This is a genomic window from Pseudarthrobacter sulfonivorans, from assembly GCF_031454915.1.
Lineage (GTDB): Bacteria > Actinomycetota > Actinomycetes > Actinomycetales > Micrococcaceae > Arthrobacter > Arthrobacter sulfonivorans_C.
This window is the reverse complement of the sequence record NZ_JAVDRS010000002.1, coordinates 538,788-559,845: the sequence shown is the minus strand read 5'-3', so window position 1 is coordinate 559,845 and position 21,058 is coordinate 538,788. Positions and strand designations below refer to the sequence as shown.

Annotated in this window: 22 protein-coding genes; 13 read left to right on the top strand and 9 right to left on the bottom strand. The window is 65.7% G+C overall.

Annotation, left to right across the window (positions count from 1 at the left end; all coding sequences use genetic code 11):
* The first annotated feature begins 129 nt into the window (after positions 1–129).
* From J2808_RS06590 to J2808_RS06580, 3 genes are all read left to right on the top strand, one after another.
* Positions 130–948, top strand: a complete 819-nt coding sequence (locus tag J2808_RS06590; RefSeq protein WP_309813443.1) for an HAD family hydrolase — start codon at positions 130–132, stop codon at positions 946–948.
* A 104-nt stretch (positions 949–1,052) separates the two neighbouring features.
* Positions 1,053–1,301 (top strand): hypothetical protein, encoded by a 249-nt coding sequence (locus J2808_RS06585; protein ID WP_309813441.1) that lies wholly within the window; start codon positions 1,053–1,055, stop codon positions 1,299–1,301.
* 25 nt (positions 1,302–1,326) lie between these two features.
* Positions 1,327–2,133 carry a glycerophosphodiester phosphodiesterase gene (locus J2808_RS06580; protein WP_397428002.1) on the top strand — a complete coding sequence of 269 codons (807 nt, stop codon included), beginning with the start codon at positions 1,327–1,329 and terminating at the stop codon, positions 2,131–2,133.
* Between the two features lie 52 nt (positions 2,134–2,185).
* Here J2808_RS06580 and J2808_RS06575 read toward each other — a convergent pair whose 3' ends face one another.
* Positions 2,186–2,584: a hypothetical protein gene (locus tag J2808_RS06575; protein ID WP_309813437.1), complete on the bottom strand. Its 399-nt coding sequence runs from the start codon at positions 2,582–2,584 to the stop codon at positions 2,186–2,188.
* A gap of 140 nt (positions 2,585–2,724) precedes the next feature.
* Between J2808_RS06575 and J2808_RS06570 the strand changes: the two genes are divergently transcribed.
* On the top strand, positions 2,725–2,922 hold the full coding sequence (locus J2808_RS06570; protein WP_309813435.1) for a DUF6480 family protein: 198 nt from the start codon (positions 2,725–2,727) through the stop codon (positions 2,920–2,922).
* Between the two features lie 47 nt (positions 2,923–2,969).
* Here the strand turns inward: J2808_RS06570 and J2808_RS06565 are convergent, their stop codons facing one another.
* From J2808_RS06565 to J2808_RS06555, 3 genes are all read right to left on the bottom strand, one after another.
* Positions 2,970–4,022 carry an EAL domain-containing protein gene (locus J2808_RS06565; RefSeq protein WP_309813433.1) on the bottom strand — a complete coding sequence of 351 codons (1,053 nt, stop codon included), beginning with the start codon at positions 4,020–4,022 and terminating at the stop codon, positions 2,970–2,972.
* A gap of 188 nt (positions 4,023–4,210) precedes the next feature.
* Positions 4,211–5,749, bottom strand: coding sequence for a putative bifunctional diguanylate cyclase/phosphodiesterase (locus J2808_RS06560; protein WP_309813431.1), 1,539 nt, complete (start codon positions 5,747–5,749; stop codon positions 4,211–4,213).
* Positions 5,750–5,769: 20 nt separating this feature from the next.
* On the bottom strand, positions 5,770–7,395 hold the full coding sequence (locus J2808_RS06555; protein WP_309813429.1) for an ATP-binding protein: 1,626 nt from the start codon (positions 7,393–7,395) through the stop codon (positions 5,770–5,772).
* A 134-nt stretch (positions 7,396–7,529) separates the two neighbouring features.
* Between J2808_RS06555 and J2808_RS06550 the strand changes: the two genes are divergently transcribed.
* From J2808_RS06550 to J2808_RS06540, 3 genes are all read left to right on the top strand, one after another.
* A complete protein-coding gene (locus J2808_RS06550) occupies positions 7,530–7,916 on the top strand; it encodes a DUF7793 family protein (RefSeq protein WP_309813427.1) in 387 nt (128 codons plus the stop codon).
* Positions 7,917–7,993: 77 nt separating this feature from the next.
* Complete coding sequence (locus tag J2808_RS06545; protein WP_309814216.1) at positions 7,994–8,791, top strand: class I SAM-dependent methyltransferase; 798 nt, start codon at positions 7,994–7,996, stop codon at positions 8,789–8,791.
* 66 nt (positions 8,792–8,857) lie between these two features.
* Complete coding sequence (locus J2808_RS06540) at positions 8,858–9,982, top strand: glycerate kinase (RefSeq protein WP_309813424.1); 1,125 nt, start codon at positions 8,858–8,860, stop codon at positions 9,980–9,982.
* Positions 9,983–10,005: 23 nt separating this feature from the next.
* On the opposite strand, the gene J2808_RS06535 is transcribed toward J2808_RS06540, so the two are convergent.
* Both J2808_RS06535 and J2808_RS06530 read right to left on the bottom strand, forming a co-directional pair.
* Positions 10,006–10,668, bottom strand: coding sequence for a DUF6766 family protein (locus tag J2808_RS06535; protein WP_309813422.1), 663 nt, complete (start codon positions 10,666–10,668; stop codon positions 10,006–10,008).
* A gap of 48 nt (positions 10,669–10,716) precedes the next feature.
* Positions 10,717–11,211 carry a DUF6328 family protein gene (locus J2808_RS06530; RefSeq protein ID WP_309813420.1) on the bottom strand — a complete coding sequence of 165 codons (495 nt, stop codon included), beginning with the start codon at positions 11,209–11,211 and terminating at the stop codon, positions 10,717–10,719.
* Between the two features lie 194 nt (positions 11,212–11,405).
* Between J2808_RS06530 and J2808_RS06525 the strand changes: the two genes are divergently transcribed.
* From J2808_RS06525 to J2808_RS06510, 4 genes are all read left to right on the top strand, one after another.
* Positions 11,406–12,305, top strand: a complete 900-nt coding sequence (locus J2808_RS06525; RefSeq protein WP_309813417.1) for an SDR family oxidoreductase — start codon at positions 11,406–11,408, stop codon at positions 12,303–12,305.
* A gap of 44 nt (positions 12,306–12,349) precedes the next feature.
* Positions 12,350–12,865: a hypothetical protein gene (locus J2808_RS06520; RefSeq protein WP_309813414.1), complete on the top strand. Its 516-nt coding sequence runs from the start codon at positions 12,350–12,352 to the stop codon at positions 12,863–12,865.
* Positions 12,866–13,014: 149 nt separating this feature from the next.
* A complete protein-coding gene (locus J2808_RS06515) occupies positions 13,015–13,833 on the top strand; it encodes a GAF domain-containing protein (RefSeq protein ID WP_309813412.1) in 819 nt (272 codons plus the stop codon).
* A complete protein-coding gene (locus tag J2808_RS06510) occupies positions 13,830–14,690 on the top strand; it encodes an SGNH/GDSL hydrolase family protein (protein WP_309813408.1) in 861 nt (286 codons plus the stop codon). The genes J2808_RS06515 and J2808_RS06510 overlap by 4 nt, the downstream gene beginning before the upstream one ends.
* Positions 14,691–14,747: 57 nt before the next feature.
* On the opposite strand, the gene J2808_RS06505 is transcribed toward J2808_RS06510, so the two are convergent.
* Together J2808_RS06505 and J2808_RS06500 are read right to left on the bottom strand one after the other, a co-directional pair.
* Positions 14,748–16,100 carry a uracil-xanthine permease family protein gene (locus J2808_RS06505; protein ID WP_309813406.1) on the bottom strand — a complete coding sequence of 451 codons (1,353 nt, stop codon included), beginning with the start codon at positions 16,098–16,100 and terminating at the stop codon, positions 14,748–14,750.
* 79 nt (positions 16,101–16,179) lie between these two features.
* The gene (locus J2808_RS06500; protein ID WP_309813403.1) at positions 16,180–17,349 is read right to left on the bottom strand and encodes a serine hydrolase domain-containing protein; all 1,170 of its coding nucleotides are present in this window, start codon (positions 17,347–17,349) and stop codon (positions 16,180–16,182) included.
* A gap of 247 nt (positions 17,350–17,596) precedes the next feature.
* Here J2808_RS06500 and J2808_RS06495 point away from each other — a divergent pair, with 247 nt between their 5' ends.
* Positions 17,597–18,202, top strand: a complete 606-nt coding sequence (locus tag J2808_RS06495) for a malonic semialdehyde reductase (RefSeq protein WP_309813400.1) — start codon at positions 17,597–17,599, stop codon at positions 18,200–18,202.
* An 85-nt stretch (positions 18,203–18,287) separates the two neighbouring features.
* Here the strand turns inward: J2808_RS06495 and pgm are convergent, their stop codons facing one another.
* Complete coding sequence (gene pgm, locus J2808_RS06490; RefSeq protein WP_309813397.1) at positions 18,288–19,946, bottom strand: phosphoglucomutase (alpha-D-glucose-1,6-bisphosphate-dependent); 1,659 nt, start codon at positions 19,944–19,946, stop codon at positions 18,288–18,290.
* Positions 19,947–20,114: 168 nt separating this feature from the next.
* Here pgm and J2808_RS06485 point away from each other — a divergent pair, with 168 nt between their 5' ends.
* On the top strand, positions 20,115–21,053 hold the full coding sequence (locus tag J2808_RS06485) for a nuclease-related domain-containing protein (protein WP_309813394.1): 939 nt from the start codon (positions 20,115–20,117) through the stop codon (positions 21,051–21,053).
* The last annotated feature ends 5 nt before the right edge of the window (positions 21,054–21,058 follow it).

Sequence of the window (21,058 nt, the reverse complement as noted above, 5' to 3'; positions counted from 1 at the left end):
CCGGCGTCGCGAAGGCTCAATGTGGCGTCGCGGAGAGTAAAAAAACGTCTCGGGACGACTTCAGCGAACGATCTGCCGAAGCCAGGCCCGCCGGTTAGGCATGTCCACCGCCCCACGTAGACTGGCAGGATGCGGCTGGTAGCAAGTGATATCGATGGAACGATCCTTGGGCACGATGGAAAAATCAGTGACCGCACCATCCGCGCCTTCCACGCCTGCCGGGACGCCGGCATCGAGCTTGTTTTCGTCACCGGCCGTCCGCCGCGCTGGCTCCACCCCCTCGAGGAACAGCTGGGCCACACCGGCACGGTGATCTGCTCCAACGGCGCCGTAGTGTGGGACCTCGAAACGGACCGGCTGGTCTCCGCCCAGACGTTGAGCATTGGTGCCGTGCTGGAAATCCGCCGGATCATCAAGGACCTGCGCCCGGCCGCGCTGTTCGCCGCTGAAACCCTCACCGGGTTCCACCTGGAGCCGGGCTTCATTGAGAACGGCTCCAGCGAGCTGCTGTCCGAATTCACCCCCGCGCCGCTGACTGACACGCTGACCGCGGACGACGCCGTCGTGAAATTCCTCGCGATCGTCCGGGAGGGCACCCCGGACGAGTTCCTCGCCGCCGTCCGGCCCGCCGTGGCGCACCTCGCGTACGCAACGCATTCCGCCCCCAGCGTGGCCATGCTGGAATTGTCCCTTCCCGGCGTCAACAAGGCCGTCACCCTGGCCGAGTACGCGAAGTCCCTCTCGATCGACGCCACCGACGTGGTGGCGTTCGGCGACATGCCCAACGATGTCGAGATGCTGCGCTGGGCGGGCAACGGATACGCCATGGCCAGCGGCCACCCGGCAGCCATCCGCGCCGCCGGGCAGCAGGCACCCCATTTTGACGACGACGGCGTGGCCCAGGTTCTCGAGGCCAGGCTCGCAGCGCTTGGGGTAGAGCTGTCCTGAGCCGGCTCATAACGCCGGGATTCACAGCTTCCGCTCACCTGACGTTCACTTTCGCCCCCTAACGTGGGCCGTGGATATACACATCCGCAGCTTGAGGGGAAGTCATGGCAAGGAACGGCAACCAACGTGCGGCCGAAGCGCCGCTGCGACCGGCAGAACCGGCTGCGCACTGGAAAGCACTGAAAGAGGGCGACCGGGTGCGGGTCTTCCTCACCCCCGGTTACGAAACCGGCGGGCTCGTGGACGCCATCACCTCGGACCACACCGCCGTCTGGGTGGCCCTCGACGACGGCTTGGGCCGCACGCTGCTGCATTGCAGCGACGGCGTGGAGATCATGCTGCAGGAGGCATAGCGGCCGGTTCCGGTACGCTCGCAGCGTGACTTGGCCGTACTTTGACACTTCCGGGGATGATTCGCGTCCCGCGCGCCCCATCGCCATGGCCCACCGCGGATTCTCCGGGGAAGGGTTCGAAAACTCGATGGCCGCGTTCCGCGCCGCCGTCGACCTCGGATACACGCACGTCGAAACGGACGTCCACACCACGTCCGACGGCGTGTTGCTGCTTTTCCACGACGAAACCCTTGACCGGGTCACCGACGGCCGTGGCCGTGTCACCGAACTGACCGCCGCCGAGGTGGCAGCCGCACGGATCGGCGGGCGCGAGCCGGTGCCGCTGTTCGATGAACTGCTCACGGCGTTCCCTGACATCCGGGCGAACCTCGACGTCAAGGACTGGGATTCCGTGCGCAGTCTGGCAGCCGGCATAGAACGGCACAGGGCGCATGAGCGGGTCCTGGTGGCGAGTTTTTCAGACCGCCGCCGGCGGGCGGTTCTGAAGCTGCTGAGCCGCCCGGTTGCGTCGTCGGCGGGCGTGGTGACGAACGGGCTGTTCGTCCTGCTCGGCCCCGTGCTTCCAGTTGCTTTGCTGCGCCTTGTGCTCCGGCGGCCGTTGCATGACGTTCAGGCCCTGCAGGTTCCAGTCCGGCACGGCGTGATCCCGGTGGTGACGCCGGGCTTCATCCGGCGCGCGCACCGCCTCGGCCTGGTGGTTCATGTGTGGACCATCAATGAGCCCGCCGAGATGCGCCGCCTGCTGGATCTCGGTGTGGACGGGATCGTGACGGACCGGGCCGATCTGTTGAAGCAGGTCCTGCAGGAACGGGATGAGTGGCCGGGCAGTTGACCTCGCGTGGCTGCCGGCCACGCGCCGCTTGGCCGGCCTTCGGCCTCTAAAGTCAGCTGCGGCCCAACTGCGTAGAGGGGTCCTCGCCGCCTTCGCCGGGATCGGCACGAAGCTCGCCGGGGTCGCCTTCCGGCAGGCCGCCAGGTCCCGGGACGCCGCGGGGAACATCAGGCGCGTCTTCGGTTTCGGATTCTGTGGTCCCGCTGTCATTTTCGGACGGGGCGGGGTCGGCGGACACCGGCCCCGTGGTGGGGCCAGGTTTCAGGCCAGGAGCCTTTTCCTTTTCGGCTTCCATGGCATTGGAACCCTCGCTGATGGATGAGTGCACTTCGACGTCGCTGTTGGGATCCGTTGGCTCCGGAACGCTTGTACCATCGGTCGGTTTGGACGTACCCGCCAAGTCCTCCATCGCGTTCTCAGCCGCCTTGCTGATGCTGTCGCCAATGCCCATCTGACCGCTCCTTCCTGAAATGCGAGCCCGGCAGCACCTCTGAGATCCCGCCGGAACCTATCCTCCAGAATTATCAGCATGCTTACAATTAGTCCAGAGCTGGGAACAGCCCCGGCCGCACCCAGGAAGGAACCAGTGCCATGAGCAGCAACCTCCCGGAACAAGACACTCCATCAGCGAAGGAAGCCCATCGGCCCGCGAAGGACTCCGCGGACTCAGCCAATCCGGACCCCGCAGAGGGGAACATTACCGGCCTGGAGCCGGGCGGGGGAGTGCCGCCCGGGGAGACCCCGCCCATGGAGGACCAGATGAGTGGGGACCAGGGGCACGACGAGTAACGCCATGCGTCACCGTGCGGCGCAACCTTACGTGGGGCGCAACCGTATCAGTGCCGGTCAGCGCCACCAGGGCCAGGGAAGGCGTGGCCGGAATCGGCGGCGGTGACGTGCCGGAGTTCTTCCGGATCGAGGGGAGTGTTCCAGGACTCCCAATCCATCGGCAGTACTGACGGCCGGCCGAGCAGGTATCCCTGTCCGGCGCTGAAGCCCAACTCCGTCAGGACGCTGAGTTCTTCGGCTGTTTCAACCCCTTCCGCCACCAGGACGGTGCCGATCTGGGCCGCGAAGTCCACCATGCAGGCCGCAAGAGCTCGCTGGGAGGCGTCCCAGTCCACACCGCTGATCACGCTTCTGCCGAGTTTGATGAAGTCGGGGCGCAGGTGCAGCATCCGGCTTAGGGTGCCGGCGCCGGAGTGTGAATCGTCAATTGCAATACGCAGACCACGTTCCCGCAGCGGAGTAATTGCGGAAATGAAATGCGAGTATTCTTCGTCGGGAATTCCGTCCGTCAATTCGAGCACAATACGGTCTATGGGCAACTCGATGTGGTCAAACAATTCGGGGAGCCGCGGATCGAGGCAGGACGTCGGGGAGATGTTCATGGCGACATAAAGGTGTGGTGGGAGATTCGCGGCGGCCGACGCCGCAGAACCGAGAGCCGAGAATTCCAGATTTGCGCCGAGCCCAACGGCAGCAGCTTCCGCAAACCAGAGTTCCGCGCCTGCGCCGTCGTCGCTCACAAAGCGCGACAACGCCTCGACGCCCACCACAGACCTTGAGTCGAGGCCGAAAATAGGCTGGAAGGCGGTCATCAGCATCTGGTTCTCCAGCAATGCGCTGATCCGAGACAGGCTCCGCAATGAATGCAGCCGCTCAGCCAGATGTGGTGGCATGGCGTTCATCGGCTGCGGCGCGTGGGCCGTGTCCGGGGTGCCCTCCTGCTCGGCATCCTCTTGCCGGCGCTCCAGGAGGTACTCCAGCAAGGCCCGCTCCGGTACGCCCGGGTTTTCGCCCAGGCGGTCGCTAAGGCGCTGGCGGATTGCCGCCCCGGCAGGATCTGGATCCGCTAATACCGCAGCGATAACTCCCCATGCTTGCACCCGAACAGTCATTAGCAACGCCCCCCATTGACGAAGTAATGGCCCGCTGGCCATTCTATTTTCAAAATTTCAAAACGCCTTCGGAATTTGCTACTTCTAATTTTAGGCCGATCTCCCTGGCCGCGGAGAATATGATACCGCAACTAGATCGTATATCGGTATGGGCCAAAAGCGCAGCCCCTCCCGGATTAACTGCTATTACTCTCCGCTGAAGCCTTCGCCAGTAGCCCGGGGACCTGTTCGGGTGGAACCGGCTTGCTGAAGTAATATCCCTGCGCGCTCAGGCAGCCGAGGTTCCGCAGATGCTCGGCTTGCTCCGCCGTTTCCACTCCTTCCCAGACAGCTTCGAGCCCGCAGGCCCGTACCAGCTGCAGGACGGCGGCCACCAGTGCTGGCTGGCTGGGGTCGGTGCCCAGTCCCTCGATCAGGGAGCGGTCCACCTTGACGCGGTCCACGGGGAGCCGGCGAAGATAGCTGATGGAGGAGTAGCCTGTCCCGAAATCGTCGATCTCGATTCCGACCCCAAGCCCCCGGAGCCCACCCAGTGAGTACCGGTCCAGTTCGTTGCCCCTTACGATGGCCACTTCCGTCAGTTCCAGGACAACCTGCTCCGGCCGGACACCCGTTTCCTTGAGCACGCCCCGGACGTCTTCAATGAACTGCAGGCTCTGCAGGTCGGTGGCGGAGATGTTGATCCGGACAGAGAACGTACTGTCCACGAGTGCGTCGTCAATCCAGCGCCGGAGCTGGTGAACCGCCGTCGTGAGGACCCACAGGCCAAGCTCAGAGATCAGCCCGGCGTCCTCGGCAAGGGGGATGAACTCATCCGGCATGATGAGCCCGCGGGTGGGGTGCTGCCAGCGGACCAGGGCCTCCACGCCTTCAATCCGTCCCGTGTCCAGCTCGATCACGGGCTGGTAGTGGAGAACCAGCCCTTCGCCCTTGACGGCGATTCGGAGGTCGTCAAGCAACTGGCTGCGGAGCCTGCGGACCAGCAGGAGCCCGGGCTCAAACACATGCAGCCGGTTCTGGCCCTCGGCCTTGGAAGCGTACATCGCAACATCGGCTTCCATGAGCAAGTCCTCGGCCGAACGCCCGGCCTCCCCCATGCTGAGCCCGATGCTCGCCCCGCAGCGGATGGTCCGGTCGGGCAGTTCGATCGGTACCTTGAGGGCGGCCAGGATGCGTTGACCGACGACGGCGGCCTGGTCGGGACCCGTGGCAGGCATAACAATGGCGAACTCATCGCCGCCGAGCCGCGCCACAACATCGGTGCCGCGGACGGCGCCGCGGATGCGCTTGGCGACTGTGATCAGCACCTGGTCGCCGGCGTCGTGGCCAAGGGCGTCGTTGATGGATTTGAAGGCGTCGAGGTCCAGGAGCAGGACGACGGGCTGGCTGGCGGCGCCGCCGTCGTCGTCCTGGGCTGACTTGATCGCGGCAAGGAGCGCTGAGCGGTTGGCAAGGCCAGTGAGCGGATCCTGCATGGCCATCATCTGCATTTCGCGGTGGGCCTCGTGGAGGAGTTGCGTGCGGTCCTCGACGCGCTGTTCAAGTTCCTCGTAGATGATCTGCAGGTCCTCGGCCAGAAGGTTGGTGCCCATGATGATGGCATCGAGTTCGTCCCGGGCCGGTGAGACCTCAATCCGCGATTGGAGGTCGCCGGAGGCAAGCCGGACAATGCCCTCCAACAGTTGGGACAGCCTGGGATCATCGTCCGCGAACAATGCGTCCTCCTCTCCGGGGTTCAGGGATTCTGCGATGCGTGTGCGGCGAGGGGGAGTTTCACCGTGACAGTGGTCCCCAGGCCCAGTTCCGACGCTACGTCGATGCGCCCGCCGTGGCGATCGACGATGTCCTGGGTGATGGCCAGGCCCAGGCCGGTGCCCGGCACCGCCCCGGACATGGCGTTGGAGGCCCGGTAGAAGCGGGTGAAGACGTGGGCTATTTCATCGCTGGAGATCCCCATCCCCGTATCTGAGACGCTCACGGTTGCCCAGCGGGTGCCGTCGGTTTCGGTACACGAAACGCTCGTAACATCGATCCGGCCTCCACTTGGCGTGAACTTGATGGCGTTGGAGACCAGGTTGGTGAAGACCTGCTGCAGCTGGACTTCATCGGCCATAATTTCCGGGTTGTCAGCCGAGGGGGCCAGCAAGATGGTGACGTTCTGCAGCTTCGCGAGCGGTGTCAGCGCGGCGGTGACAATCTCGAGTGTCCGGTCCAGCCGGAAGGGTGTCAGCTGGAGGGGGCTGAGCTCGTGCCCGTTGCGGGAAACGCTCAGCATGTCTTCAATCAGCAGGCGCAGCCGTTCGGTATTCCTGACCACGATGTCCAGCATCTGGTGGACTTCGTTGGACACCGGATCGGACGTGTTCTCCTGGATCATGTCCAGGTACGCCATGATCGACGTCAGCGGGGTGCGAAGCTCATGGTTGACGGTGGCCAGAAAATCGGTCTTGGCTTTGTCCAGCTGCTGGAGCTGCTTGACCACCTGCTGCTGGCTGGTGATCAGGTGGCTCTGGATCAGGCCATGAGCGGCGTTGCCGGCCACGTGCTGGATCAGCCCGAGCTCAGTTCGTGACCATTCCCTCGGGGAGTCCAGCAACGCTATCCAGATGATGCCCAGCGACGAACTGCCCTCCCCCATCGGGACGGCGACGGATGCGGCCGCGCCAAGTGCGGCAAGTTCCGCCGGCTGCGCGACGTCGCCACTGCCGCCCTGGACAAAGGCCCCTTCCGCAGTCAGGGATTCCGACTGTGCCCACAGGAGATCAGCTGCGGTACGTGCCTGTTCCGCGTCCGCGAACAGGGTTGCGGGCAGTGGCGCAAGCCTGGAACGGTGCCATTGGGCGGTGATGAGTGGGACCCTGTAGTCGTCGAACGTGGTCAGCCAGACCCGGTCGGCGCCGAAGGTCTCACCAAAGCCTTTCACCACAAAGTCGGCGATCTGCTGTGGATCGTTGGTTCCGCGGATGGCTGCGGATACCTGCCGCAGCCTCTCGCGCAACGTCTCGGCTTCCTGGCGCGCCTCGGTCCGGCGGGAAACCAAATTGATCAGTGCAGTGGCGCGGTGCACGAGTTCCTTGGCCGCGGGCGGCTTGGCCACACAGTCCCGCACGCCGGCATGCTCCACGGCTTTGACCTCGGCCGGGCTGTCCAGGTCCACGAGCACCAGCACGGGAGCGCTGACGTCGACATCCGAGAGCGAACTGTCCAGGACGAGAACTGACGGCTCGCCGTCGCCGAGCAGGGCGGTCAGGCCGGCGGCACTCCCGGCTGTGCGGACCATGAAACCCGCCGCTTCCAAGGTTGCCGCGGTGAATCCCCGGCGCCCGGCGTCAGGATCCGCAACGACAGCCAGGTATGGCACGGTGGCAAAATGTGGCGTGTCCGCTGGCAAGCCGTCCCCCTCGCTGCTGATTGAGCACCTGCTCAGTCCTGAATGAGTACATTGTAGGGTGACGGGGCACACCTGGTCCTTATAGAGATGCGCGGAGGGTAATCGTGACGAGTCAGCCTGCAGACGCTGCCAAGGCAGATCTGACACTGGATGGGCACGGTGTTGTCCAGCTGAAGTGGCCGCGGGCGGTGTCCATCTCCGAAGCGGACGCCGAGGCTGCCATGCGCGGCGTCAACGAACTGTGCGGGGAGCTCCGCCATCCCATGCTGGTGGATATGGCTACTACGGCGCAGGTCAGCCGGGGTGCCCGCGCCGTTTTCGGCAGGCCGTGCCAGGCGTCCCGCATTGCGCTGCTGGGGTCCTCGCCGGTTGACAAGGTGCTGGCCAATTTCATCCTGGGCATCAACAAGCTGCCCTGCCCCACCCGTTTCTTTACGTCCCGGGATGAGGCCATGGCCTGGCTGCGGAAGGGTCAGGCAGGCACGGCCTGAGCACCATGCGATCCCCGCGCGGGGCCGTGCGTCGTTGGGGGACCTATATTTGAACGGTGTCCTCCCCGTCGAAGTCGATGCCCGCCGCCTGGCGGAAGTATCTGATCCTGCCCAAGCTCATCAGCCTGTCCCGCTCTGCGCCCAAAAACCGCACCGTTGCCTGGGACAGATATTGGGCGGGGATCGCCAGCACGGGCGCCCAGAGCGAAGTGCTGTGGGACTCCGGGACCGATCACGAGCTGCTGGGCTACCGTGACATCCTGGTGCGGCACTTCGATCCCGGCCTCCCTGTGGTGGATGTGGGGTGCGGGCATGGCGGCTTCAGCCGGGCCCTCGCGGCGTTTTCCCCGCAGGTCACGGGGGTGGACGTATCGGACCACGCGGTGGCCCGCGCGCAGGACGAGTCCGCAGGCATCAACAACATCAGCTTCGTGGCGCGGGACATGACACGACCCGGCGCGTCTGCCGGTCTGGCGGAAGGGACGGACGCCAACGTCTTCATCCGCGGCGTACTCCATGTCCTGGACGCCGCCGACCAGGCCGCGATGATGGAAAATATTCTACGGCTGGTGGGTGTGCGCGGCAGGGTTTTCCTGGCGGAGACGAACTTCAACGGGAACCCGGTGGAATATGTCTCGCACCTGGGCGCTTCGCGCCGACGCATCCCAGCCCCACTGGAACTGGCCATCCGGAAACTGCCCATGCCCGGCCGCTTCGGGCCGAAGGAACTTGCCCGGGTGATGCCCCCGGACCGGTGGACGCTCGTGGAGGACGGTCCCACCACTATCGAAACCAACCCGCTGATGGACGCATACGGCGACAGCCGGATTCCCGGATACTTCGCCGTGCTCAGGGGCAAGGTGCCTGGTCCGTAGGCCACAGCTGTCCGTATTCCGGATCGGGCAAGCGCTTTCCTGCGCCGGGCTGGCATGATGGGCGGCATGCGCATTCTCATCGCTCCGGACAAGTTCAAGGGCTCACTCACCGCTGCCGAGGCCGCGGCCGCCATCGCAGAGGGCGCGCTGCGCGTCTACCCGGATGCCGTGGCCAACCAGTTTCCGATCGCCGACGGCGGGGAGGGAACCCTGGAGGCCGCCGTTTCTGCCGGCTATGAGGAGCGGCTCAACGCCGTCGTCGGGCCCATCCTTAAACCCGTTGGTGCGGCCTGGGCCATCCGGAAAAATGCCGACGGCGGCGCTACCGCCGTCATTGAGACCGCGCAGGCCTCCGGCCTGGCGCAGATGGAGCCCACACCGGCCAACGCCCTGCGGGCCCACAGTTACGGCTGCGGACAACTGATCGCGGCCGCCCTCGACGCCGGCGCCACCGAGATTGTGGTGGGCCTGGGCGGATCGGCCATGACCGATGCCGGCAGCGGCGCCCTGCGCGCGCTGGGCCTCAAACCGCTGGACAGCGCCGGAAACGTGGTCCCGCTGGGAGGCGGATCGCTGGCCGAAGTGGCGGCCCTGGACACCTCCGGGCTGGATCCGCGCCTGTCCGCCGTCTCTTTCCGGATTGCGGTGGACGTGCAGAACCCGCTGTTTGGCGCCACCGGAGCCGCCCACGTCTTCGGGCCCCAAAAGGGTGCCGACGCGGAGGCCGTGGAACTGCTCGACGCCGGCCTCCGCAACTGGGCGTCCCTGCTCCGGGAGGCAACCGGCCGGGACGTCAACCTGCCGGGCGCCGGCGCTGCAGGCGGCTTCCCGGCGTCGTTCGTTGCCTTTACCAGCGCCAGGCTGGAAGGTGGATTTGCGCTGGTGGCAGGGCTCACCGGCCTCGAAGGCCAGTTGGACAACGCGGACCTGGTGATCACCGGTGAAGGATCGTTGGACTCCCAGTCGCTGACGGGCAAGGCTCCCATTGCGCTCGCCGACGCCGCCCGGGAACGGGGTATCCCGGTGATTGTGGTGGCGGGCCGCATCCTGGTGACGCCTGAGGACCTCGCTGCCCACGGGGTAGTAGCCGCCGCGCAGCTGCTTGATGTGGCAGCCAGCCCGGAAGACGCCGTCGCAAACGCCGCGAAGTACCTGGCGTGGGCCACCACCCAGGTCCTCGAAGGCGCCTGAAGCCAGCTTCGGCAGCGGGCCGCTCAGGCGCCGGTCTCGTAGTGCGGCTCAGCCACCGGTTTGGATTCCGGTGACCCCTTCTCTCGGAGGTAAACGGACGCGCCCACCAGGACGGCCACTGCGAGGAACTCGCTTTGCCAGTTCTGGAAAGACTCGAACCAGAAGCGGCTGGTGGCCAGGTACTGGAGCACAGTGACAGAGGGCTGGCCGTGGCTCTGTTGTTCGTCGTTGTATGCCGAGGTTCCGCCGGCTGCGTGCAGGCTGAAGGACGCAACAAACAGCAGCAGCAGGAGGATGGAGAGCGAGTGCTCATAGAGCTTGAGCACCAGCCCGCCACGCTTCACCGGCCACGGTGTGGCGTCCTTGACGGTGGCATCGCGGGGATCCTGGTCCTGCGGGGCGGCCTTGCCCATCGGCTTGGACTCCGAGGAGCCCTTCTGGAAAAGGAAAACGGTCAGCACCACGTACATGGCCATTTGCAGGAACTCGGATTCCCAATTCTCGAACGTAGCCTCCACAAAGTCGCCCGTAGACAGATATTCCAGCACGGTGACGCCCGGCTGCCCATGGGCGGCCTGCTCCTCGCTGTACGAGGCTGCACCGGAGAGGATCATTCCGCCGAAAAAGGCCACGAACAGCCCGGCGTTGGCGAGCATCAGGCCGTGTTCCTTGACCCACGTGCGCATGTCCGCTCCTTTGTTCAGTGGCCGCCGGGTTTCCGCGGTGGCGGGCGGTTACCCTTCCTGGGCGCGGCGGTTCAGCCGCAGCGGGACATAGACCAGCAGCACGAGGAGCACGGCCAGCAGGATGCCGCCAGCCGTGAGGCCCGCCAGGCGGCCCGCAGTCACGTCAAAAACCAGTGAGGCCGTTCCGACGCTGAGCATGCCTACCCCGGCCAGGGCCAGTTTGGTGATGGAATCAGCGCTCGATACGAGCATCTCCTTGAGGCGCTGGCGGAACAGTCGGCGGTGGACGCTCACCGGAAGCAGGATCAGGGCAGTGGTGAGCGTGGCGATGACCACGTTGACCAGGTACAGGATGACCTGGAAATCGTCCAGATCCTCGAACCGCTGCTGGAAGGGGAGGGTGAGGAGGAAGCCCGCCAGGATCTGGACCCCGGTCTGCAGCACACGGAGCTCCTGCAATAGCTCGCCCCAGTTGCGGTCAAGCTGTTCTTCCCGGGTTTCGTTGCGGCCGGTGCTGCCTGTGTAGTCCTCCATATCCGACATTGCTACTCCTCGCTCCGGGGCGTGGCGGCCAAGCCGCGTGCTCCAAAGCTAGGCCGAAGTTGCGCCAAGATCAACAATTGCTAAGTTTGCTGATTGTTTCCTCCGAACGGTGGACTTGCTCTGCCGGGCGGGATAGTTTCGAAGGGCCGGTTCAGCAGGAGCCTTCGGAAACCGATTCAGTGAAGAGGTGGACTATGAGCGATAAGAAAAAGCAGACAGAACCGCCCGCAGACCCCCGGGGCAGCTACCATTCCGGCGGCTTCCCGAAGCAGGAGCAGGAACAGCCGGGCCTCACGGGGCCCATGAACCCAAAGCCGGACCACGGAGAACTCAGCTACGAAGGGCACGGGGCACTTCAGGGCAAGGCAGCGCTGATCACCGGCGGGGACTCGGGGATCGGCAAAGCTGCAGCCATTGCGTTCGCACGCGAGGGGGCCGACGTCGCGATTTCCTATCTTCCGGAAGAAGAGGAAGACGCCCAGGACACCGCCGAGTGGATCCGCAAAGCGGGCCAGCGGGCGCTGCTGCTCGCTGGCGACGGGCGCGAGGAGGACTTCAGCACGCGGATTGTGGCGGACACCGTGGCGGAGTTTGGCGGACTGGACGTGGTGGTGCTCAATGCCGCTTACCAGAAGAACCGGGACAGCCTCGAGTCGCTGCCCACCGAGGAGTTCGACCGGGTCTTCAAGACCAACCTGTACTCCCTGCTCTGGACGGCGCGGGCGGCGGTTCCGCACCTGAAAGCCGGCGCCTCGATCATCACTACGGCGTCCATCCAGGCCTTCAACCCGTCCCCGGGGCTCATTGACTACGCCATGACCAAGGCCGCGCAGGTGGCCTTTACCAAGGCGCTGGCCCAGGAGCTGGGACCCAAGGGAATACGTGTCAACGCCGTGGCCCCCGGCCCCATCTGGACCCCGCTGATTCCCGCAACCGAGTGGCCGGACAAACTTCCCACATTCGGCCAGGACACACCGCTGCAGAGGGCAGGCCAGCCCGCCGAGCTCGCCGCCGCGTATGTACTCCTGGCGTCCGACCAGGGGTCCTACATTTCGGGAGCGGTGCTGCCGGTCACCGGCGGCAAGGGTCTCTAAGGTACTTGCACGTCAGATTATCCACATCCACAACAGGAGGAACCATGAGCCAGGAGAACCAGCACCCGGAACCGGCAGAGGAAGTGGGTGGCTACGGTACACCGACAGCGGAGCAGGAGATGGGCGGTGCGGACAACAAGCAGTTCGCCCAGCCCCGCGAGGAAGAAGACTTCGACGCCGCCGGGCTGAACCAGGACAGCCCCGACGGCGAAACATTCGCCACAGGCACCCCCAACCTCAGCCACTTCGCCGAGGAGGACAAGGACAGCGCCGGTGAGCCCGGAGCCGGCCGGTTCGGCGGCACGGACGAGCAGCATCATGCCGAGGCCGACTCAAACGATCCCGGGTTCGAACCGGGGGAGCCGCCGGTGCCGCGTGACGCGGAGGTCCCCTCGGCCGAGGCCGAAATCGATGAGTCCAACGCTGACTCACAAGGCTCAGAGCCGTTCTCGTCTGAGTCGGGCCAGGACGCTTCCGGCCTGCCGGACGGCAGTGGGGATGACCTGCCTAAGGAAAAGTCACCGAACGACGACGACGAGGAAAGTTTCGACGCCGGCTGACCCGTAGGTGCGGGCTGGCTGAGCCTTCCCACCGCGGGCGGGACTGGGGACCTTTTAGTGCCCCCGGTCCCGCCCGCGGAGCCGTCTCCGGACGTATCCTAGAAACAGGTTTTGCAGTGGGCCGCGCATTTCGAATGTAGGCATGGATCATGGCCGCGGCAACCCCAGAGGGGCCGGGCTGGGAATCGCTTCCCGACCCCCAGGATTTGGTGTTCGACAGCACGGATGTCGAGGACTTCCTTGCTGCCGTCACCCACGAGTTCATGCGTGACATTGACGGCGACCTCCGCGGTATCAGTTGGGCCGTCACGTTCTTCCGCCCCGGATCGGTGCGCACGGCCGCTGCAGGCAGCGCCGCGGCCCGGGCTGCGGACGAAGAACAGTGCTCGTTTGCGGACGGCCCTGTGCTCGAATCCCTGCGCGCCGGTGATTTTGTTCATGTGGCGGACGTCGCCCGCGACCGCCGGTGGCCAGGGTATGCCAATGTTGCCGCGGACCACGGTGTTAGGTCGCTGCTGTCCACACCAATTATGGCCGGGGCCGGTTGGAGTGCTGCGCTGAGCCTCTACGCATCCATGCCCCACTCCTTCACCAGCGAAGACATCACTCAGATGCGCCGGTATGTACGGCAGGTGGCCAGGTCCCTTCGTATGGTGGTTCGCGTGGCCGAGCGGGCGGAGGCCGGCGCGCAACTGGCGGTCGCCCAAAGCTCCATGGTGCTGATGGACCTGGCCGTCACCGTCCTTACCTCTGATTACGGGCTGGGCCATGAAGCAGCGCTCCAGTACCTCCGGACCATTGCACGGCATACCAACCAGGGGCTGCGCGAGACAGCCATGAATATTGTGGCCGCTTCGCGCCCTGGCCCAGCAGCACCGGGCCAGGAAAATGCCGGCGTCGGTGGACTTATCTCGGCCAAACCCCCAGGCCGGAACGAGGGACCCTACAAAACAGGGAGTACGGCATGAACGCCTGGAAGCAGGACAAAGATGTCCGGAACGTCGCTGCGGAGCCTGCACACCCATGGCACCGGTTGGTGGCCTTGGGCGACTCCTTCACCGAAGGGATCGGCGACCCCGAACCCCGCAGTGACGGGGGTCTGCGCGGCTGGGCGGACCGCGTGGCGGAAGAGCTGAGTGCAAACCAGCCCGATTTTGCCTACGCCAACCTTGCAGTCAGGGGTCTGCTCGTGCAGCAGATCCTCGACCAGCAGCTTACGCCGGCGCTGACGCTGAAGCCCGATCTGGTGACGCTCTCCGCAGGTGGCAACGATATTGTTTTCCGCCGCAGCGATCCGGACCGGCTCGCAGAAAAGATCGACGCCGGAGTGGACCAACTGACCAGGTCCGGTGCCACGGTGGTTCTCTTTGCCGGACCAGACTGGGGTGCCACGCCTGTCTTCAGCCAGATCCGGGGCAAGGTTGCCATCTTCAACGAGAACCTCCACACGGTGGCCGCCCGCCACGACGCGGTGATGGTTGACCTGTGGTTCCTGCGCGAGCTCACCCGCCCCGGCATGTGGGACCCGGACCGGCTGCACTTCTCGCCGCTGGGGCACCACACCATCGCGGCGGCCGTGTTGAAGGCCCTAGGCGTCCCGCACACCTTGGTACCGCTGGAACCCAAGCCGCCGCTGGCCCGGAGCTGGAAGGAAGCCAGGGCCGAGGACCTGATCTGGGCGCGCGAATACCTGGTCCCCTGGGTGGTCCGGCAACTGAGGCACCCCGCAGAACAGGCGCTGACCGCCAAGCGGCCCGAGCCCGGACCGGTATTTGGCATGGGCACCCCGCCGGGCCCGTTCATCGGGGGCGGCCACGCAGCCTGAGCCCGCAGCCTGCTCTGGACCCTGACCCAGGAGACCGTGACCCGGGCCGCTACTGGATCAGCGCTTCTTCGGGGTGCGCTTCGCGGCAGCGTTGAGGGCCGCCTTCGCCGCGGGCGGCAGGCCCGCCTGTTCGGTTTCCGGTTCCGCCACCGTGCCCCGGGCCTTCGCGAGCGCCTTCATGCCGTGGTAAATCACCAGGGCCGCCGCGGAGCCCAGCGCGATGCCCGTGAACGTCAGCTCCCCGATGGTCCAGGTGTAGTCGGCTATGCCGATGATCAGGGCGACTGCGGCGGTGGTCAGGTTTACCGGGTTGGAGAAGTTCACCTTGTTCTGAACCCAGATCTTCACGCCCAGGATCCCGATCATGCCGTACAGCATGGTGGCCGCGCCGCCCAGCACGCCCGGGGGGACCGTGGCGATCAGTTCGCCGAACTTCGGCGAGAAGCTCAGCACGATGGCGAAGACACCGGCAACCCAGTACGCCGCCGTCGAATACACCTTGGTTGCCGCCATCACGCCGATGTTTTCCGCGTAGGTGGTGGTGCCGGAACCGCCGCCGGCGCCGGCGAGGACCGTGGCCACGCCGTCGGCCATCAGCGCGCGGCCGGAGACGCCGTCGAGGTTCTGGCCGGTCATGGCCGCCACAGATTTCACGTGCCCGATGTTCTCTGCCACCAGGACCAGAACCACCGGGACAAAGAGGCCGAGCACGCCCACGTGGAATTCCGGCGTCTGGAAGTGCGGCAGCCCGATCCAGGCGGCGGCGTCCATCTTGTCGTAGCTCACTTCGCCGCGCAGCATGGCCACGAGGTAACCCACCACCACACCCACCAGGATGCTGAGGCGGCCGATGATCCCCTTGAACAGGACGCTGACCAGGATGATGGTGGCGAGCGTGATCACGGCGGTGACCGGGGCGGCGTCGAAATTCATCTTCGCCGCGGGGGCGAGGTTCAGGCCGATCAGTGCCACGATGGCGCCGGTGACGATCGGCGGCATCAGCCGGTTGATCCAGCCCGCGCCGAACTTCTGCACAATCGCACCGATGATGGCCAGCGCGACGCCGGCAAGCACCACTCCACCCAGCGCGCCAGGCACACCGAACTGCTGCTGGGACGCCATGATGGGGGCGATAAACGCGAAACTGGAGCCGAGGTAGCTGGGGACGCGGCCCTTGGTGATGACCAGGAACAGCAGGGTGCCGATGCCGGAGAAGAACAGGGTGGTGGCCGGCGGCATTCCGGTAATGATGGGCACCAGGAACGTGGCGCCGAACATGGCCACCACGTGCTGCATGCCCACGCCGATGGTCAGCGGCCAGGCCAGCCGTTCGTCGGGGGCCACCACCTGGCCGGGCTTGATCGACTTGCCGTTGCCGTGGAGCTTCCATTTCATTCCGAGCATGCTCATGGGCGGGCCTTTCAGGGGGTTGGCCGCTGGGGCCGGGGATCTTCCGGTGCAACAATACCGCGCAGGCCCCGCGTCAGGGCTAGCAGTTGGTGTCCAGTGCTTTCCTGCCCATCCTGAGGACTTCCCAGGCCAGCGGATTGCTCGGCGCATAGGGGGTGAGATTGAGCGGGTCAGGAGGATAGGCGAGGGTAATGGTCACCTGACGTCTGGCGTCCGGGGTGGTCAGGGCTATGGTGCCGTACCCTGCCGTGTCTCCGGCATGGCCGTAGTAGAAGGCGCCTGAACAGACGCTTGCCCACCGGGTGAGGCCCAAACCGTAGCCTCTCGGTGCCAGCAGCATCTCCTTGACAGTGGCCGGCTTCACGAGCCGCCCGTCCATCAGGGCAGCGTAGAACGTATTCAGGTCGCCGACGGTTGAGACCAGTCCGCCCGCTGCGTCGTCGATCAGCCCATCCAGGTAGGTGACATCCTGCTGTTCGCCGTCGACGGTGATGTAGCCATGGACCATGGTGGCCGGGGCCGGGCCGGGGGCCGTCAGGTGTGTGCCGGTCAGCTTGAGGGGCTCGATGATGTCTGACCTCAGGACCTGGCCGAGGGGCTGTTCACGCAGTCGCTCCACGATGAGGCCCAGGACAAGGTAGTTCAAGTTGGAATATCGGAAGCCGCTGCCGGGCATCAGCACCCACGGCGTGGAAGCTGCCAGGGCAAGGTTCTGTTCAGCAGTCCTGGGCTGGCCGAGCAGCTCAACTATCTGCCGGGATGTGAACACGGACTCAGGGTGAGCCGGTATCCCGCTCTCGTGCCGGAGGAGCTGTTCCACGGTAACGGGGCCAGGGGGCTTCATCAGGCTGTCGAACCCGGGGAGATGTTTCCCTACTGGATCTCCGAGCCGGATGGCGCCTTCCTCCACGAGCTTCAGGACCGATACGGCCACCATGGATTTGGTCACGCTGGCGACGTGCACCGGGTCGGTGACCTCGGCCGGAGTCGGGGCATCCAGGCTGCGGACCCCGCCCGCTGACGACCAGACTTCACCGTTGACCCGCGCTTCGATGAGGACAGCCGGCGCTCCGAGCTTGAGCATCCTTTCGCTGAATTCCGCCAGTACAGTCTGGTGGCTGACAGCTGCCTGGGTCTTTTGGACCGGTGCCGGCGCTCCGGAGGCGCAGCCCGTGAGTAATATCGCCAGGGCCATCGCCAGATGTGCCGGGCTGCGGCCCGCTGAAGTGCGTTGCTGGGTCTCCGGCATGGCTTCACGTCCCTGCTGTGTAGGGCAGCGCCGGAAAGGTGCGAACGGCGGCCAGCGCCACTAACGCCCATGTTCCTCACGCTCCGCGGGGCGGTCAAGCGTCAGCGTTGACTCCTGGAATGACGCACACTGTGCCGAACGTCACGTGCCGTCACGGGAAGAAGACAGGAACGCTTGAAGTTGCAAGTATGGAAAGCAGACCGCCGGCACATCATCCCGATGAGCGGGCCCAGCGAAAGGTACGCATATGACTATTGCCCACGAAGAAGCAGTCATCGACTCGGCCGCCGTCGACGCCATCTTTGCCGAAGCCCGCACCGCCAACTCCTTCACCGGAGAGGTGACCGAGGACCAGGCCCGCGCCATCTACGAACTCACCAAATTCGGTCCCACGGCTTTCAACTCCCAGCCCCTCCGCGTCACCTACGTCCGCTCGGACGAGGCCCGCGCCAAGCTCGTTGACGCACTGTCCAACGGCAACAAGGCCAAGACCGCGTCCGCCCCGCTGGTTGCCGTCCTCAGCTACGACACCGCCTGGGCCGAGCAGTGGGACACCTTCCTGCCCGAGTACGGCGCCCCCAAGGCCATGTACGACGCCGCTCCGGACCTGGCTGCAGCCACCGGCAACAACAACGCACACCTGCAGGCCGGCTACTTCATCATCGCTGTCCGCTCCCTCGGCCTCGCCGCAGGCCCGATGACCGGTGCCGACTTCAGCGCCATCGATGCCCAGCTCTTTCCGGCCGGCGGGCAGAAGAGCTTCCTGGTGGTCAACATCGGCCAGCCCGGCGAAGACGCCTGGGGTGCAGCAAAGCCCAAGTTCGCCTACGAGGACGTCGTCCGCACCGTCTAATTAGACCAAGATGCTCTATCACTTTTGGTCCCCATCCAGCCGGCGGAATGGGGACCAAAAGTGATAGAGCATCTGGCTTTAAGGGTTAGGCGATCACACCGTCCACCAGGGCTTTGGCTTCGGCCTGCACTTGCTTGAGGTGCTCCTCGCCCTTGAAGGACTCGGCGTAGATCTTGTAGACATCCTCGGTCCCGGACGGGCGGGCTGCGAACCAGGCATTCTCCGTGACCACCTTGAGGCCGCCGATGGAAGCCCCGTTGCCGGGCGCCTCGGTCAGCTTGGCGGTGATGGTTTCGCCTGCCAGTTCAGTGGCAGTGACGTCCGACGGCGACAGCTTGCCGAGTGCCGCCTTCTGCTCGCGCGTGGCTGCTGCATCGATGCGCGCGTAGACGGGGGCGCCGAACTGGTCCGTCAGGCCCTTGTACAGCTGCGACGGCGACTTGCCGGTGACCGCGGTGATCTCCGAGGCCAGCAGGGCCAGCAGGATGCCGTCCTTGTCGGTGGTCCACACGCTGCCGTCCAGCTTGTTGAAGGACGCTCCGGCCGATTCCTCGCCGCCGAACGCGCCTTCACCGGACAGCAGGCCCGGCACAAACCACTTGAAGCCCACGGGGACCTCCACGAGTTTGCGGCCCAGGCTCTCCGCCACGCGGTCGATGATCGAGGACGATACCAGGGTCTTGCCAACCACCGAGTTCGGGTTCCAGCCGCTGCGGTTGCGGTAGAGGTAATCGATGGCGACGGCGAGGTAGTGATTCGGGTTCATCAGCCCGCCGTCGGGGGTCACAATGCCGTGACGGTCGGCGTCGGCGTCATTGCCCGTGGCGACGTCGAACGCGGAGCCCGCGCCGCCGTCGGACATCCGCTTGATCAGCGACGCCATCGCGGCAGGTGAGGAGCAGTCCATCCGGATCTTCTCGTCCCAGTCCAGGGTCATGAAGGCCCACTGCGGGTCCACGGTGGGGTTCACTACCGTCAGGTCCAGGTGGTGGCGCTCGCCGATTTCGCCCCAGTAATCCACGGCGGCGCCACCCATGGGATCGGCCCCGATCCGGACACCGGCTTCGCGGATGGCGTCCAGGTTCAGTACCGACGGGAGATCGTCAACGTAGCTGCTGAGGAAATCAAACTTCCCCGTGCTGTCAGCCGCGAGGGCATCCGCTACGGAGACGCGCTTAACCCCGCGGAGGTCGTTTTCGAGCAGTTCGTTGGCGCGGTTGGCGATCCAGCCCGTGGCGTCGGAATCGGCCGGGCCGCCGTGCGGCGGGTTGTATTTGAAGCCGCCGTCCGCCGGGGGATTGTGGCTGGGAGTGACCACAATGCCGTCCGCCTCCGGAGACCCGGGCTGGCGGTTGTTGTTGTAGGTGAGGATGGCGTGGCTCAGCGCAGGCGTGGGGGTGTAGCCGTGGCGGGCGTCCACCAGCACGTTCACACCGTTGGCGGCGAGCACTTCCAGCGCGGAGTTCTGCGCCGGCTCGCTCAGGGCGTGGGTGTCCTTCGCCAGGAACAGCGGGCCGGTGATGCCCTGCCCCGCACGGTATTCCACGATTGCCTGCGTGATCGCGACGATGTGTTTTTCATTGAACGACGCCTTCAGGCTGGATCCCCGGTGCCCCGAGGTGCCGAACGCCACTCGCTGGGCGGGATCACCCAGATCCGGCGAAATGTCGTAGTACGCGTCGAGGAGCGCAGTGATGTCAACAAGGTCCTGGGGTTGGGCAACTGTGCCCGCGCGGCTAGCCATGGGACCAGCATGCCAGACCCGGGCGGGCGGCAATACGCCCCGGTCCAAATCGCGGACCCTGTGACGCGGAATGTCATGAACAGGTAGTGAAACCTGAGTACTTGGCTCAAAAGTACCTATATACCGGCTGCCGCCGCCGCTGTTACGTTCGGAAAAAGTCAGGAAGGAATGCACGACGGCGGCAGCACCGCCGTCGCGCATGCGGCGGAAAGCATCCGCCTGGAAGGTAGGGGACCGGTCATGGGGGCAGGGGACGGCGCGGCCGAACAGTCAAGGCTCGCTGCTGAGCGCGTTCAGCGGTTGAAACGCCAGTTGGACCAGGCGGAGCGGGCCACAAAATCATGGGACGACGGGGCGGTTGGCGAACGGGTCGTTGCTGACCGGCTGAGCCTGCTGATGCCGCACGGCTGGTACCTGCTCCACGACGTGCACTGGCCAGGCCGGCCCAAAGCCAACCTGGACCACGTCCTGGTGGGACCCGGCGGCGTGGTGGTGGTGGACGCCAAGAACTGGACCGGTGAAGTTCGCGTTTCCGCCGGGGTCCTGTGGCAGGGCCGGTTTGCCAGGACGCAGTCAGTGGAGGGCGCCCTGGCGCAGTGCGCCGCCGTGGCCTCGGTGCTGGCACCGCCACATCGGCGCTTTGTCCGCCCGTTGATCTGCCTCGCGGGCCAGCCGGACGTCTTCGCCATCACCAGCGCCGACGTCGCCGTCGCTGGTGCCGACCGCGTCGTGGATGCAGTCCTGGCGCTTCCTCCGGTGCTCGACCAGCAGACGGTGGTTGGCCTGTATGCCCACCTTGGCCAGCTGCTGACGCAGGAACCAGCGGCGGAGAGTCCCGTGCTGAAGTCGTTGACTGCCCATCGCGTCGTGGTGACGCCGTCCGCCGGCCGGCCGGAGGTTTCACAGCGTCCCGAGGCGCGTCAGGGTGCCCGGCCGGGACCGCGGCAACTGGCCCACGGAGTTGTGCACGGCCCGCACAGTGGCGGCACCGGAAGCGGCCGCAAAACCAGGGCTCAGCAGCATGCGGCCGGGGCGATGGCCCGGCTGCTGTGCCTCGCCGGCTTTGTGGTTTTTGCTGTGTACGCGCTGCCGTATTGGGGACAGTAGGACCG

Excerpts from the sequence above, each read along its gene's own strand:
- J2808_RS06585 (WP_309813441.1), top strand. The coding sequence starts at position 1,053 with ATGGCAAGGAACGGCAACCAACGTGCGGCCGAAGCGCCGCTGCGACCG.
- J2808_RS06495 (WP_309813400.1), top strand. The coding sequence starts at position 17,597 with ATGACTATTGCCCACGAAGAAGCAGTCATCGACTCGGCCGCCGTCGAC.
- J2808_RS06525 (WP_309813417.1), top strand. The coding sequence starts at position 11,406 with ATGAGCGATAAGAAAAAGCAGACAGAACCGCCCGCAGACCCCCGGGGC.
- J2808_RS06500 (WP_309813403.1), bottom strand. The coding sequence starts at position 17,349 with ATGCCGGAGACCCAGCAACGCACTTCAGCGGGCCGCAGCCCGGCACAT.
- J2808_RS06535 (WP_309813422.1), bottom strand. The coding sequence starts at position 10,668 with ATGCGCACGTGGGTCAAGGAACACGGCCTGATGCTCGCCAACGCCGGG.
- J2808_RS06575 (WP_309813437.1), bottom strand. The coding sequence starts at position 2,584 with ATGGGCATTGGCGACAGCATCAGCAAGGCGGCTGAGAACGCGATGGAG.
- J2808_RS06545 (WP_309814216.1), top strand. The coding sequence starts at position 7,994 with ATGCCCGCCGCCTGGCGGAAGTATCTGATCCTGCCCAAGCTCATCAGC.
- J2808_RS06515 (WP_309813412.1), top strand. The coding sequence starts at position 13,015 with ATGGCCGCGGCAACCCCAGAGGGGCCGGGCTGGGAATCGCTTCCCGAC.
- J2808_RS06520 (WP_309813414.1), top strand. The coding sequence starts at position 12,350 with ATGAGCCAGGAGAACCAGCACCCGGAACCGGCAGAGGAAGTGGGTGGC.
- J2808_RS06505 (WP_309813406.1), bottom strand. The coding sequence starts at position 16,100 with ATGAGCATGCTCGGAATGAAATGGAAGCTCCACGGCAACGGCAAGTCG.
- J2808_RS06590 (WP_309813443.1), top strand. The coding sequence starts at position 130 with ATGCGGCTGGTAGCAAGTGATATCGATGGAACGATCCTTGGGCACGAT.
- J2808_RS06485 (WP_309813394.1), top strand. The coding sequence starts at position 20,115 with ATGCACGACGGCGGCAGCACCGCCGTCGCGCATGCGGCGGAAAGCATC.
- J2808_RS06530 (WP_309813420.1), bottom strand. The coding sequence starts at position 11,211 with ATGTCGGATATGGAGGACTACACAGGCAGCACCGGCCGCAACGAAACC.
- J2808_RS06570 (WP_309813435.1), top strand. The coding sequence starts at position 2,725 with ATGAGCAGCAACCTCCCGGAACAAGACACTCCATCAGCGAAGGAAGCC.
- pgm (WP_309813397.1), bottom strand. The coding sequence starts at position 19,946 with ATGGCTAGCCGCGCGGGCACAGTTGCCCAACCCCAGGACCTTGTTGAC.
- J2808_RS06540 (WP_309813424.1), top strand. The coding sequence starts at position 8,858 with ATGCGCATTCTCATCGCTCCGGACAAGTTCAAGGGCTCACTCACCGCT.
- J2808_RS06510 (WP_309813408.1), top strand. The coding sequence starts at position 13,830 with ATGAACGCCTGGAAGCAGGACAAAGATGTCCGGAACGTCGCTGCGGAG.